At 39.4% G+C, this 12,523-nt stretch carries 13 protein-coding genes; 9 read left to right on the top strand and 4 right to left on the bottom strand.

Annotated elements, in window-relative coordinates:
• Positions 1 to 216 precede the first annotated feature (216 nt).
• The 4 genes from tkt to C1A47_RS02750 all read left to right on the top strand — a co-directional run bounded on the left by tkt (position 217) and on the right by C1A47_RS02750 (position 5,458).
• Positions 217 to 2,205 carry a transketolase gene (tkt, locus tag C1A47_RS02765; RefSeq protein WP_111892216.1) on the top strand — a complete coding sequence of 663 codons (1,989 nt, stop codon included), beginning with the start codon at positions 217 to 219 and terminating at the stop codon, positions 2,203 to 2,205.
• A gap of 157 nt (positions 2,206 to 2,362) precedes the next feature.
• On the top strand, positions 2,363 to 3,595 hold the full coding sequence (locus C1A47_RS02760) for a chloride channel protein (protein ID WP_111892215.1): 1,233 nt from the start codon (positions 2,363 to 2,365) through the stop codon (positions 3,593 to 3,595).
• A 149-nt stretch (positions 3,596 to 3,744) separates the two neighbouring features.
• Positions 3,745 to 3,990 (top strand): hypothetical protein, encoded by a 246-nt coding sequence (locus C1A47_RS17630; RefSeq protein ID WP_162625911.1) that lies wholly within the window; start codon positions 3,745 to 3,747, stop codon positions 3,988 to 3,990.
• 547 nt (positions 3,991 to 4,537) lie between these two features.
• Positions 4,538 to 5,458, top strand: a complete 921-nt coding sequence (locus C1A47_RS02750; RefSeq protein ID WP_111892213.1) for a LysR family transcriptional regulator — start codon at positions 4,538 to 4,540, stop codon at positions 5,456 to 5,458.
• 95 nt (positions 5,459 to 5,553) lie between these two features.
• Here the strand turns inward: C1A47_RS02750 and C1A47_RS02745 are convergent, their stop codons facing one another.
• Complete coding sequence (locus tag C1A47_RS02745; RefSeq protein WP_111892212.1) at positions 5,554 to 6,009, bottom strand: DUF441 domain-containing protein; 456 nt, start codon at positions 6,007 to 6,009, stop codon at positions 5,554 to 5,556.
• Between the two features lie 124 nt (positions 6,010 to 6,133).
• On the opposite strand from C1A47_RS02745, the gene C1A47_RS02740 reads away from it, so the two are divergent.
• The gene (locus C1A47_RS02740) at positions 6,134 to 6,847 is read left to right on the top strand and encodes a pseudouridine synthase (protein WP_111892211.1); all 714 of its coding nucleotides are present in this window, start codon (positions 6,134 to 6,136) and stop codon (positions 6,845 to 6,847) included.
• 1 nt (position 6,848) lies between these two features.
• Here the strand turns inward: C1A47_RS02740 and C1A47_RS02735 are convergent, their stop codons facing one another.
• The 3 genes from C1A47_RS02735 to C1A47_RS02725 all read right to left on the bottom strand — a co-directional run bounded on the left by C1A47_RS02735 (position 6,849) and on the right by C1A47_RS02725 (position 8,674).
• Complete coding sequence (locus tag C1A47_RS02735; RefSeq protein WP_111892210.1) at positions 6,849 to 7,292, bottom strand: GNAT family N-acetyltransferase; 444 nt, start codon at positions 7,290 to 7,292, stop codon at positions 6,849 to 6,851.
• A 96-nt stretch (positions 7,293 to 7,388) separates the two neighbouring features.
• Positions 7,389 to 7,688 carry a type II toxin-antitoxin system RelB/DinJ family antitoxin gene (locus C1A47_RS02730; RefSeq protein ID WP_111892209.1) on the bottom strand — a complete coding sequence of 100 codons (300 nt, stop codon included), beginning with the start codon at positions 7,686 to 7,688 and terminating at the stop codon, positions 7,389 to 7,391.
• Between the two features lie 83 nt (positions 7,689 to 7,771).
• Positions 7,772 to 8,674, bottom strand: coding sequence for an RluA family pseudouridine synthase (locus C1A47_RS02725; RefSeq protein ID WP_111892208.1), 903 nt, complete (start codon positions 8,672 to 8,674; stop codon positions 7,772 to 7,774).
• Between the two features lie 83 nt (positions 8,675 to 8,757).
• On the opposite strand from C1A47_RS02725, the gene tsaE reads away from it, so the two are divergent.
• From tsaE to hfq, 4 genes are all read left to right on the top strand, one after another.
• Positions 8,758 to 9,237, top strand: coding sequence for a tRNA (adenosine(37)-N6)-threonylcarbamoyltransferase complex ATPase subunit type 1 TsaE (gene tsaE, locus C1A47_RS02720; protein WP_111893053.1), 480 nt, complete (start codon positions 8,758 to 8,760; stop codon positions 9,235 to 9,237).
• Positions 9,227 to 11,149 carry a DNA mismatch repair endonuclease MutL gene (mutL, locus tag C1A47_RS02715; protein WP_111892207.1) on the top strand — a complete coding sequence of 641 codons (1,923 nt, stop codon included), beginning with the start codon at positions 9,227 to 9,229 and terminating at the stop codon, positions 11,147 to 11,149. Before tsaE ends, mutL begins: the two co-directional genes overlap by 11 nt.
• A 6-nt stretch (positions 11,150 to 11,155) precedes the next feature.
• Positions 11,156 to 12,100: a tRNA (adenosine(37)-N6)-dimethylallyltransferase MiaA gene (gene miaA, locus C1A47_RS02710; protein WP_111892206.1), complete on the top strand. Its 945-nt coding sequence runs from the start codon at positions 11,156 to 11,158 to the stop codon at positions 12,098 to 12,100.
• Positions 12,101 to 12,194: 94 nt separating this feature from the next.
• Positions 12,195 to 12,523 (top strand): RNA chaperone Hfq (gene hfq / locus C1A47_RS02705; protein ID WP_111893051.1); only part of this gene is annotated, 329 nt, incomplete at its 3' end.

The raw sequence follows: 12,523 nt of genomic DNA, 5'->3' as shown, positions 1-12,523 counted from the left end.
TTAGAATAAAAACAGCAATCTATAGCTGTTGAATGAATAAGCGGGGTTTTTAAACGATTGTATGTAATCTGAGTGAATTGCTAAAGAATTTTACAGGATTTGTTTAAATCATCGGCAATAGGCTTTACCCATCTTCATTTTTTTAAGACAATAGTCGGGTCTTGAATATAGTATTCACTTATTCTCTTTAAACATTCGATTTCTGGATTCTGACCTATGACAACCCCTTTAAATGAACGTCGAATTGCAAATGCAATCCGTGTACTTGCAATGGATGCAGTGCAACAAGCTAATTCAGGGCATCCTGGTGCGCCAATGGGGATGGCAGATATCGCCGATGTAGTTTGGCGTGAATTTTTAAGTCACAATCCAACAAACCCACAATGGGCGAACCGCGACCGTTTTGTATTGTCAAATGGTCATGGTTCTATGTTGCATTATGCTTTGCTACATTTAACAGGTTATGATCTTTCAATTGAAGATTTAAAACAATTCCGTCAGTTACACTCACGCACGCCTGGTCACCCTGAATATGGTTATGCACCAGGTATTGAAACCACGACTGGTCCTTTGGGTCAAGGGATTGCCAATGCGGTTGGTTTCGCGCTAGCAGAAAAAACTTTAGCTGCTCAATTCAACAAAGATGATTTAACCGTTGTTGATCACTTCACTTACTGTTTCTTGGGCGATGGCTGCTTAATGGAAGGTATTTCTCATGAAGTATGTTCTTTGGCAGGTACCTTGCAACTGGGTAAATTGATTGCATATTACGATGACAACGGCATTTCAATTGATGGTGAAGTTGAAGGCTGGTTCTCTGATGATACAGAACAACGTTTCAAAGCTTACGGCTGGCAAGTTCTACGTGTAGATGGGCATGATGCTGTTGCAATCCGTCAAGCGACTGTTGAAGCGAAAGCTGAAACTCAAAAACCAACCATTATTATTTGTAAAACCATTATTGGTTTAGGCTCACCAAACAAGCAAGGTAAAGAAGATTGCCACGGTGCGCCACTTGGTAATGATGAAATTGCATTAACACGTGAAGCATTAGGTTGGACAGAAGCTGCGTTTGAAATTCCTGCCGATGTATATGCAGCTTGGGATGCAAAAGCAAAAGGGTCTGAAGCTGAAGCAGCTTGGAATACTGTATTTGCAGCGTATCAAGCAAAATATCCAACAGAAGCAGCAGAATTGCTTCGCCGTATTGAAGGTGATTTACCTGCTGAATTTTTGGCACAAGCGGATGCATTCATTGCTCAAACCAATGAAAAAGCAGAAACGATTGCAACACGTAAAGCAAGCCAAAACACATTACAAGCCTTTGGTCCATTGTTACCTGAACTTTTAGGTGGTTCTGCTGACTTGGCGGGTTCTAACTTAACACTTTGGAAAGGTTGCCAAGGCGTACAAGACAATCCAGCGGGTAACTACGTGCATTATGGTGTACGTGAGTTTGGTATGACTGCAATTGCAAACGGTGTTGCGTTGCATGGTGGTTTCATTCCTTACGTTGCAACATTCTTAATGTTTATGGAATATGCGCGTAATGCAGTTCGTATGTCTGCACTGATGAAACAACGTGTGATTCATGTTTATACGCATGATTCTATCGGTTTGGGTGAAGATGGCCCAACACACCAGCCAATCGAGCAAATTGCGTCTCTACGTGGTACGCCAAACCTGAACACATGGCGTCCTGCTGACACTGTTGAAACAGCGATTGCTTGGAAATCTGCTTTGGCTCGTAAAGATGGCCCAACTGCATTGATTCTTTCACGTCAAAACTTGGCATTCCAAACACGTACTGCTGCACAAATTGAAAATGCTGCGAAAGGTGGTTATGTGCTTGCTGAAGAAAAAGGCGAGTTGAAAGCAATCATTATTGCAACAGGTTCAGAAGTTGCTTTGGCAATGGATGCATATGCACAACTTGAAGGCGTGCGTGTTGTTTCTATGCCATGTGCTGAAGAATTCATGAAGCAAGATGCTGCTTACCGTGAAGCGGTACTTCCTGCGGCAATCCGTGCGCGTGTTGCTGTTGAAGCTGCACATGTTGACTACTGGTGGAAGTTTGTTGGCTTGGACGGCAAAGTGATCGGCATGACAACTTACGGTGAATCAGCGCCAGCAAAAGACTTGTTCAAATTCTTCGGAATTACAAGTGATGCAGTTGTTGCAGCAGTAAAAGAACTAACTGCTTGATAAAATTCTGTATTCAAAAAAAGCTCTGATTTAATCAGGGCTTTTTTTTGATTTGATCAAAAACGCTAATTAAAATTAGGTGAACCCATGTTAAAATGGGAATCCAATTTTCCCGCTCGCCCTAGAGAGTAACTGCAGTCCGCAGTATGTGACACCAATGAAAATTTTCCCGTCTTCTGAATACAAACAAATTATTAAATATTCACTCTATTGGCTGGTCGCATCTACGATCATTGGGCTAATTTCGGGATTGGCTTCAACGCTCATTTTTAACTGTTTTGATTTGGCAACCAAAGTGCGAAATGAGTACCCTTGGTTAATCTTTTTCTTGCCTTTTGTCGGGTTGGGAATCGGGATGTTGTTTCACCGTTATGGTACGCCAATTGAACGGGGAACCCATTTATTGATTGATGAAATTCATGAGCCTCGTTCATTCATTCCCAAACGAATGAGTCCGTTGATTTTTTTCACCGCAATTTTGACCCAGTTTTTTGGTGGTTCTGCGGGCCGAGAAGCTCCAGCAGTACAGCTCTCTGGTGCATTAACGGATCATATTGCTCAGCTCTTAAAAGTATCCAAAGATAATCGAAAAATTTTTCTGATATCGAGTATTGGTTCTGGTTTTTCTGCTATTTTTGGTTTGCCATTGGCGGGCGCAATTTATGGCTTGGAGATTACCGCATTAGGAAGTTTGCGCTATTCAGCAGTATTTCCTTGTTTTCTTTCTTCGGTTGTAGCGGCAAGTGTTCCTGAGTTTTTTGATATTTTGCATCCGCACCGTTTTTATAAAATTACCAGTTTTCCAGATTTTAATCTTTCTGTAATTTTAAGTTTGATTGTTGCAGGGCTGATCTTTGGCTTGGTGACGCGGTTTTTTATCGTTTCAATTCACTTTGTCGGTAATTTATTTTCAAAGTACGTGACCTTTGTGCCATTTCGGCCGATGCTTGGTGGTATTTTAGTGATGCTACTCACGATTTTTGTAGGACATCATCATTTTAATGGCTTGGGTATTCCAACCATTATTGCGTCATTCCAAGTTCCTTTACCAATAACCGATTTTATTAATAAAACCATTTTTACCGCAATTACGCTTGGCTCTGGCTTTAAAGGTGGAGAAATTACACCATTATTTTTTGTTGGAACAACATTGGGGAATGGTTTGAGTCAATTTTTACCATTACCTCTATCTTTGCTGGCTGGGTTAGGCTTGGTGAGTTTGTTTTCTGGTGCGAGTAAAGCGCCTTTGACCTCTATTGTTTTAGCGATCGAATTGTTTGGGAACTCTATTTCAGTCTATGCAGTCATTACCTGTTTATTGGCTTATTTATTTTCAGGGAATTGTGGTTTGTATCGTATTCAAAAACCTGATTATTCTGAGTATAAATAAAGATACTGAATTGAATGATGAACCTTCATTCTTCATCTGCTGCTATCTTTTAAAATCAAAACGAAGCATTGATCAACAAAGTTGTCTATCCTATATGGCAACTTTGATTTCATTTAATATTTTATAAAAAAGTAAAAGAAGAAGAAATCTTGGAAATTGTCTTATATAAAACCTCAAATTTTTTAGAAACCTTATTCGGCGTAGCATCTACGCTATGTATTTTTTTTAACGGTAAAAATGTTGGCTCTATAAAGACAGGTGAATCTCAAAAGATCGTATTGCCTGATATGGATGGCATTTTGCAAGTCGGAACCATTAAAACTTTAGGATGCTTTGAACCCATAAATCGAAATCCATGGGCAGCATATTTCAGAGTGTTTAATGCTGAGCAATGAATATAAAATTACTCCAGTTGATGCAGGGAAACAGTTAGAAATTGGGACTAATCGCTGGGTCTTTTTCGACTATATTGGATTGGGTTCTACCATATTCCTTATTTTTCTCATAAAGTCTTTTATATTCAGGACGTATCTAAGCATTGATTTTAGAAAAATTTCTCAAGTAATAAAAAAAGCCTAAGCAAGCTTAGGCATTGATTTCTTATTTTAATGAAGAACATTATTTTTATTTTTTAGAATTAAGATCGTAAGTTGTTTAAGTACTTGTTTCGTCATATCTAGAATCTGTTTTAAAGCAATAGACTTCTTTCATAAGTCCTTTTTATTTCTCCCTATGGGGGAAAAATAAAGAGGGTGTAAGCAATTATGAAAGAAGTCTAATATGAGTTTTTTCCTTATAATCGGTTTTAAGGCCGCCATCACAGGATGGACTCATGAGATTATAAAAATTCATCTAATGAAGTAATAATAAAATATAATTCATGTTGAGGTAAGCTAATTAATTTCATGTTATATTGAATTAAATTCAATAAAAGACAGCTGTATGTTAGAAATTCGACATTTAAAAACTTTAATTGCATTAAGAGAACATGGTTCATTAGTTGCTGCAGCCAATGATTTGTGCCTGACACCTTCTGCGATTTCGCATCAGTTAAAAGAATTAGATTTGTGGTATGGTGTGGAAGTCGTTAATCGTCGTAGCCGTCCTGTACAGTTTTCTAATGTTGGACAGCGTTTACTGAAACTTGCTGATGATATTTTGCCGCAAATTCAGATTGCTCAAAGTGATATTACCCGTATCGTGCATGGTCAAACTGGACGGATTATTTTTTCCTCAGAATGTCATAGCTGTTTTGACTGGCTGATGCCATTGCTCAACCAGTATCGTCAGCAATATCCAGATGTAGATTTGGACTTCGCTTCAGCATTTGAGTCGAATCCTCATGAATTGCTACAAAGTGGTGAGTTTGATTTGTTGATTACCGCAGATCCAATTGCGTTAAAAGGCATTGAATATTTTCCAATTTTTGAATACGAATCGCGTTTGGTGCTATCAAACACGCATCCGTTAGTTCGTGCAGATCGGATTACAGTACAGGAATTGGCAGAAGAAACACTGATTACTTATCCTGTTGATAAGCACCGTTTGGACATTATGTCGCATCTCTTTATTCCTGCAAATATTCAGCCGAAAAACATTCGTACCACGGATTTGACGCAAATGTTAATTCAGTTGGTAGCAAGTGGGCGTGGTATTGCTGCATTGCCTGATTGGGTCGTTAATGAATACGAACAAAAAGGTTGGGTGACAAGTCGTCGTTTAGACTGCGTCTCGCCACAAGGCTTACGCCGTACTTTGTACGCTGGCTTCCGAACCGAAGATAAAGAGAAGAATTATTTTGAAGGCTTCCTTAAGCAGCTTGATAAATTTTCACAAAAGAGAAGTAGCTACTATTCTTCTTAGTTTTCAGTCATATAAAGTATTTCTCCTTTAGTGTTTAATAAAGGAGAAATACAAAGCAAAAGGGCTTAATTTTAAATTCTTGGATTGAGTTAATTTTAAGACTGACCAATTAATAAGGACAATAAGCCTGCAGCAATGAGTGGACCAACAGGAACACCACGTAAAACAGCAACCCCAGCGACAGTCCCGATGAGTAAGCCAGCGACAACATCAGGTTGATTACTCATGAGTTTCACACCACGTCCACCAAGCCAAGCGACCATTAAACCAATCACAATTGCTAAAATAGATTTGTAGCTCATAAATGATTTCAGAATCATTTCTCCTGGAATTTTACCGCTAGCAATGGGTGTTAAAACGCCAATGGTTAAAATGGTAATCCCGATATTTAAAGCATGTGTTTGTAAAAATGGAAAATACTGATCGAGTGGGGAGATGCGAACGACAATCAAAACAGCACTGGCAATGGTCACAGATGAGTTATGACTAAGAATACCGCAAGCAAGAAGCACAATTAACGCAATTAAATTTAAATCCAAAGATGAAGTCATGTGCGGTTCTCAGTCGGTTTAATTGTGCAATATTCTAACTGAAATAGTCGGGATTTTGCATAAATTGAGATTATTCCCTAAAAACTGCGTAAAATATGCTGAATTTGAAAATTGAGAAAATATTGTGCTGTTGGAAAAAATTTTGCAATCTCAGGGCTTTGGTTCAAGAAAGCAATGTCAAAGCTTGATTCAGCGTGGACTGGTTAAAGTCAATGGTGAGATCTGTGATCAACTCAAATCCCAATTTCAGCCACAAAATTTGGAATTTCAAGTGGGGGAGTTGACGTGTATCTATCGTGAACACGTCTATATTGCCCTGAATAAACCTCAAGGTTATGAGTGTTCACACCAAGCACAGTTTCATTTCAGTGTTTTTCAGCTTTTTCCTGAGCATTTGCGTGAGCGAGGAATTCAAACTGTTGGACGGCTTGATCAGGATACAACAGGTTTGGTTTTATTGAGTGATGATGGGCGTTTTATTCAAGCTTCTACACACCCGAAAAAACATGTCGATAAAGAATATTGGTTAAAAACCGCTGATCCGATTACTGAATTGCAAATCCAACAATTACAACAAGGGGTTGAACTTCGTAACGAAAAAGGGATTTTCCAAGCATCGCAAATTCAGCACGTCGGCGAACATGAACTACGCATGACCATTCACCAAGGTGTTTACCATCAAGTGAAACGAATGTTGGCTGCGGTAGGGAATAAAGTGACTGAATTACATCGACATCGGGTCGGGAAACTGGAGTTGCCAACCGATTTGGCTCAAGGCGAATGGATTTATCTCAGCCCTGAACAAGTTCAGTTGGCAACATTTCGTCGTACTGAATAACTTATTTTAAGAAACAGTGAAAGGTTTGGAATTCTTGATCTTTCACAAAACCCATTTTTTCATATAACTGATGTGATATCACATTGGTTTTTTGGGTTTCGAGTGTAATACGTAACGCATTTTCATAGCGTGCAAAATGAATTGCAGTATCAATGAGCTGTTGAGCAGAACCTTGACGTCGATATGCTGGTGTTACATAAACATCATCTAAAATATAGTAAGTCGAGCAGGTGACAGAAGAAAAACCTAAATATAGGATAATAAATCCTGTAAACACATCATCCTTAATATGAATAAAAATCACACTTTCTTCATTTTCAAAACGTTGCTTGAGAAAATTTAGCGATTCTTTAATGTTTGAAGATGCGCCATAAAATTGTCGATATTCATCAAATAGCACCGCAAGTTGTGGAAGATCTTCAGCGGTTGCACGTCTTACAATCATTGCATACTCCATTGCTGCATCTGATTTATTCTTATTTTTGAGAATAACAAAAAAAACTTCAAAGAATTATGTGGATTGTATAAAAATGTAATGCCTTTAATTTTGTGGATTTTCTTTCAAAATTGCATCGAGTTCATCAAAAATATCTTGGTGTTCAGTATCAGGCTCCAATACTGGAGTAGAAGTAGAAAGCTGAAATTTTTTGAGTTTGATGAGGTGCTCTAAATCAATATTCGGATTTTCAATAGAAAAAGGAATTGATTTGGTCAGAACAACTTGTTTGAAAAATAGACGTACCGCCTGCGCAGGAGTAATGCCTAACTGTTTGAAGACTGCGAATGCTTGTTTTTTTTCTTGTGAGTCTAAGCGTATTTGATAGACTTCGGTTTTTCTCATGGCTAAACCAAAATAAAAAATGAATATTTCTTCATTTTAACTAAACTACAACGAAATACAATGCATATGTTATGGTTCTGTCATTACAAAAACAGTTCTTTTTTTGAACTAAATTCGAGTCTTTTTTGAGTGATTGGATCATGAAAGCTCAATGATTTTGCCAGTAATTGTAAGGGTTGGGAAAAATCATCATCTGCTTTATGAGCAACTGTTGGATAAAATGGATCATGGCAAATCGGTAGACCCAATGCATTGAGGTGTACACGTAACTGATGCTGTTTTCCTGTTTTTGGATATAAACAATATTTTGCCCAAATGTGATTGTGTTCTAAAAGCTCGATTCTGGTTTCGCTGTTGCTTTGACCATCTACAATTTGCATGGTGTAAAAGGGTTCGCCTTTTTTCATGCGGTATTTAGTGGTTGTTGGAAAGCTTAATTCAGAACTGTAGGGTGCAATCGCATGATAAATTTTCTCAATTTGTCGTGTTGCAAACAATTGCTGATAAAGACCACGCGTTTCAGGACGTTTAGAAAATAAAACAATACCTGCTGTTTCCCGATCGAGTCGATGAATTGGAGTGAGTTCAGCGTTTCCAGTCTGTTGTTTTAGACGAACTAAAAGTGTTTGTTGAACATATTGACCCGTAGGCGTCATGGTTAAAAAATGCGGTTTATCGACCACCAGTAAATCATCATTTTCAAAAATGATTTCATGTTCAAATGGCACAGTGATTTCATGAGCCAAAAAACGATAATAATAAATATGCTGATTATTCTGATATGGGCTATATCGAGTTAGTTTCTCGCCAGATAAATCAAAAACCAAGCCATCATCAAAGCGTTGTTGCCATTCAATTGCTTGAATATGTGGAAAATGTGCACAGAGAAAACCATAGATAGTGTCATGTTCATTTTGCGCAATCAGAAAGACTTTGCTGGCAGTAACGCCATGAAGCATCGGTGGAGTGAAATCAGGTTTATTCATAACGCAACGAACGCAACAGGTGGTAGGTTTTCATGGGGGGCAATGCTATCATAAGCCCAGCATTTTTGACTATTTTCAGTGTTATGAATCATACCTTGCAACTTTCTTTAGCCTCTGAACAAGATACGCAGCGCCTTGCACATGCCTTGGCTGCCCATTTTTCACAAGGCGTCATCTATTTAATTGGTGATTTGGGTGCAGGAAAGACCACACTGACGCGGTACTTATTGCAGAAAATTGGACATCAAGGGGCAGTGAAAAGCCCAACTTATACCTTGGTTGAACCCTATCAAATTGGCGAGCGTGCAGTTTTCCATTTTGATTTATATCGCTTAAATGACCCGTATGAATTAGAACTTATGGGCATCCGAGATTATCTGGAAACACCCAATGCACTGTTTATTTTTGAATGGCCGAGCAAAGGTGGAAATGAAATTCCAGATGCGGATTTAACCATTGAAATTTTAAAAAGCGAAGATGATGAAGCTGAACGTACTGTTCTGTTGACCATGTCCGATCAGCAGGTGCTGAATCAAATTCAGGGTGCATTTAATGTCGGTTGATGCTGCAATTCGGCGTATTCATACGCTTAATCCTGCACTTGCCAACCAAATTGCTGCGGGTGAGGTCATTGAACGTCCTGCATCTGTGGTGAAAGAGCTGCTTGAGAATGCGATTGATGCTCAAGCTACTGAGCTGATTATTCGTGTTGCACAGGGCGGAAGTACCTTGATTGAAATCATTGATAATGGTTCAGGGATTCATCCTGAAGATTTACCATTGGCGGTGATGCGCCATGCGACGAGTAAAATCCAGACTTCTGAAGATTTGCAGGCGATAGTCAGTCTCGGCTTTCGTGGTGAAGCACTCGCCTCTATTGCTGCGGTATCGCGTTTAAGCCTGACCAGTAGCCAAGATCAGTCAGGTATAGGGTATCAAGTTGAAGTGAATGGTACGGCATTTGATTCTCAGGAGATCAAACCTGTTGCCAGTAATCAAGGTACACAGATCCGAGTGCAGGACCTATTTTTTAACGTGCCTGCTCGCCGTAAATTCTTAAAAAAACCAAGTACCGAATTTGGTCATATTGAAGAAGTCGTGCGCCGTTTGGCGTTGACACATTTCGATATTCGTTTTGTGCTTGAACATAATGATCAGATTCGTCTCAATTTACCTGTTGCCGATAGTGGAGAGCTTCGTTTTCAGCGTGTTCAGCAGCTTTTAGGTCGTTCATTTACCGAAAATGCCTACTGGATTGATGCTGAAAGTATTTCTATGCGTTTGAGCGGCTGGTTGGGGCATCCGTCAGATGCGCGTGCTCAAGCGGATTTGCAATACGTTTATGTGAATGGGCGTATTGTGAAGGATAAAACCATTTCGCATGCACTACGTATGGCATACGATGGTATTTTGCATGGGCATCAACATGCGGGCTATTTATTGTTTTTAGAAGTTGAGCCTGAAAATGTTGATGTGAATGTGCATCCGACCAAGCATGAAATTCGTTTTTTAAATCAGCGTGAAGTGCATGAGTTTGTACGTCATTATGCCAAAGACACCTTAGCTCAGTTTCAAACCGCCAGTGCCGATTTAGCGCAAGCCATGAGTCCGTCTGTGGCGTTGGCGCAGCCGAAAGTTCAGGAACAGTTTGTCCTGCATCAATATGCTGAGTATGTAGCCAATCAAGCACAAGCAGAGCCAATACCCTCTACTGAGTTAATGACCGAGTTTCATCAGGCTAAAGTTGAACCTGTGCAATATCAGCGTGCAACGGCAGCGAGTTATCAGGCAACTCCGCAAGTCAATAATGCGTTAAAAACGTATTTAACACCGTTACGCCAAGAAGATGTTGAACAAAATTCAGCTTCTGTATCCAATCTTCAAGATGAATATCCTTTGGGAATTGCAATTGCGCAGTTACATGGGATTTATATCTTGGCGCAAAATACTCAAGGTCTGATTATTGTGGATATGCATGCAGCCCATGAACGAATTCTGTTGCAGCAAATGAAACAAGCTTGGGATAAACCAGAATTTTGGACATCACAGCAGCTTTTGATTCCTAAAGTGATTTCGATTAGTCGTATGCAAGCCATGCGGATTGATGAACTGAAGCCTCAGCTACAGCGTTTGGGTTTAGAACTAGATCAGTATGGCGATGAGCAAACGATTGTACGTGGTGTCCCTGCCATTTTACAGAAGGCTGATTTCACACAATTGATTCCAGAATTACTCAATGATTTGGATCCAAATGACGAAGTGCAAGGGCTACTGCAAAAGCGTGATCAACTGCTTGCTGGTATGGCTTGTCACGGTGCGGTACGTGCTCATCGCCAACTCAGTCTGTCTGAAATGAATGCATTATTGCGTCAGATGGAACAAACCGAATTTGCCAGCCAATGTAATCATGGGCGTCCAACATGGCGTGCATTTCCATTGGCTCAACTAGATAAATTATTTGCTCGAGGAGAGTAGCGTTTCATGCCAAATACATTGCCCGTCATCAATTTAATGGGTCCAACTGCAAGTGGGAAAACTGCTTTGGCATGTGAGCTGTATGAGCAAGGGAATTTTGAGCTAATTTCTGTCGATTCTGCTTTAGTCTTTCAAGACATGGATATTGGTACAGCCAAGCCAAATAAGGAAGAACAAGCAAAATATCCTCATCATCTTATTGATATTATTACACCTTTACAGGTGTATTCGGCTGCTGAATTTGTTGAAGATGCAACACGCTTGATTGATGAAATTCATGCTAGAGGCAAGATCCCAATTCTGGTTGGTGGTACGATGCTATACTTCAAAGCATTACTTGAAGGATTATCTGATCAGCTTCCAAGTGCAGATCAGCAAGTACGTGACCAGATTGTTGCACAAGCAGATGCTTTAGGGTGGGAAGATGTTTATCAGGAGTTGTGTCGTGTTGACCCCAATGCTGGTGCTAAGTTCAAGGTAAGTGATAAACAGCGCATTATTCGTGCTTTAGAGGTTTTTCGTCTAACAGGTGTGCCAATTACACAACTACAAGCACAACAACCTAAAAATGTCGAATACTGTTACACATTTCATAATTATGCCTTGATGCCTGATCGGTTAGAATTACATCAAAGAATTGAGCGAAGACTCAATCAGATGTGGGAAATTGGATTTTTAAATGAGGTTGAATCATTGATTGATAAATACGATTTAACCCCAGATATTCCCTCAATGCGTTGTGTAGGGTATAGACAAGCGCTCAATTTTTTACTAAATGGTGACAAAAGTCACATTAATCAGCGTATAATGCAAGAGCAAGCTCTATTTGCTACAAGACAATTGGCTAAGCGTCAATACACTTGGTTACGTTCATTAAGAGAAAATCACAAATTCAACACTTTTTTAACGTTAGAGCAGGCACAAGAAGACTTGCGTATCTGGTACAGATAAAGCAAAATTTGCGGACTGTCTTTTTTATAAATTTAAAAAATTAAAGATAGTTTTTTTTGCGCTGATTACATTTTTATTTTTTTGGAGTAACGACATGTCTAAAGGTCAAACTTTACAAGATCCTTTTTTGAATTCGCTTCGTAAAGAGCGTATTCCTGTTTCTATCTTTTTAGTAAACGGTATTAAATTACAAGGTCATATTGAATCTTTCGACCAATACGTGGTTTTATTAAAAAATACAGTAAGCCAAATGGTTTATAAGCATGCAATTTCAACAGTTGTACCTGCGCGTAACCCACGCCCAGCTGGCGCACCTGTAACTGGCGGTCAAGGTGGCTTTGGTGGTGCTAATCAAGGCGGCTTTGGTGGTGCTAATCAAGGCGGCTTTGGTGGTGGTAGTCAAGGTGGCTTCGGTGGTCAAGG

It is taken from the genome of Acinetobacter sp. MB5 (assembly GCF_003261585.1).
Taxonomy (GTDB): domain Bacteria; phylum Pseudomonadota; class Gammaproteobacteria; order Pseudomonadales; family Moraxellaceae; genus Acinetobacter.
The sequence above is the reverse complement of the archived record's forward strand: the minus strand, read 5'-3'. Positions and strand labels throughout refer to the sequence as shown.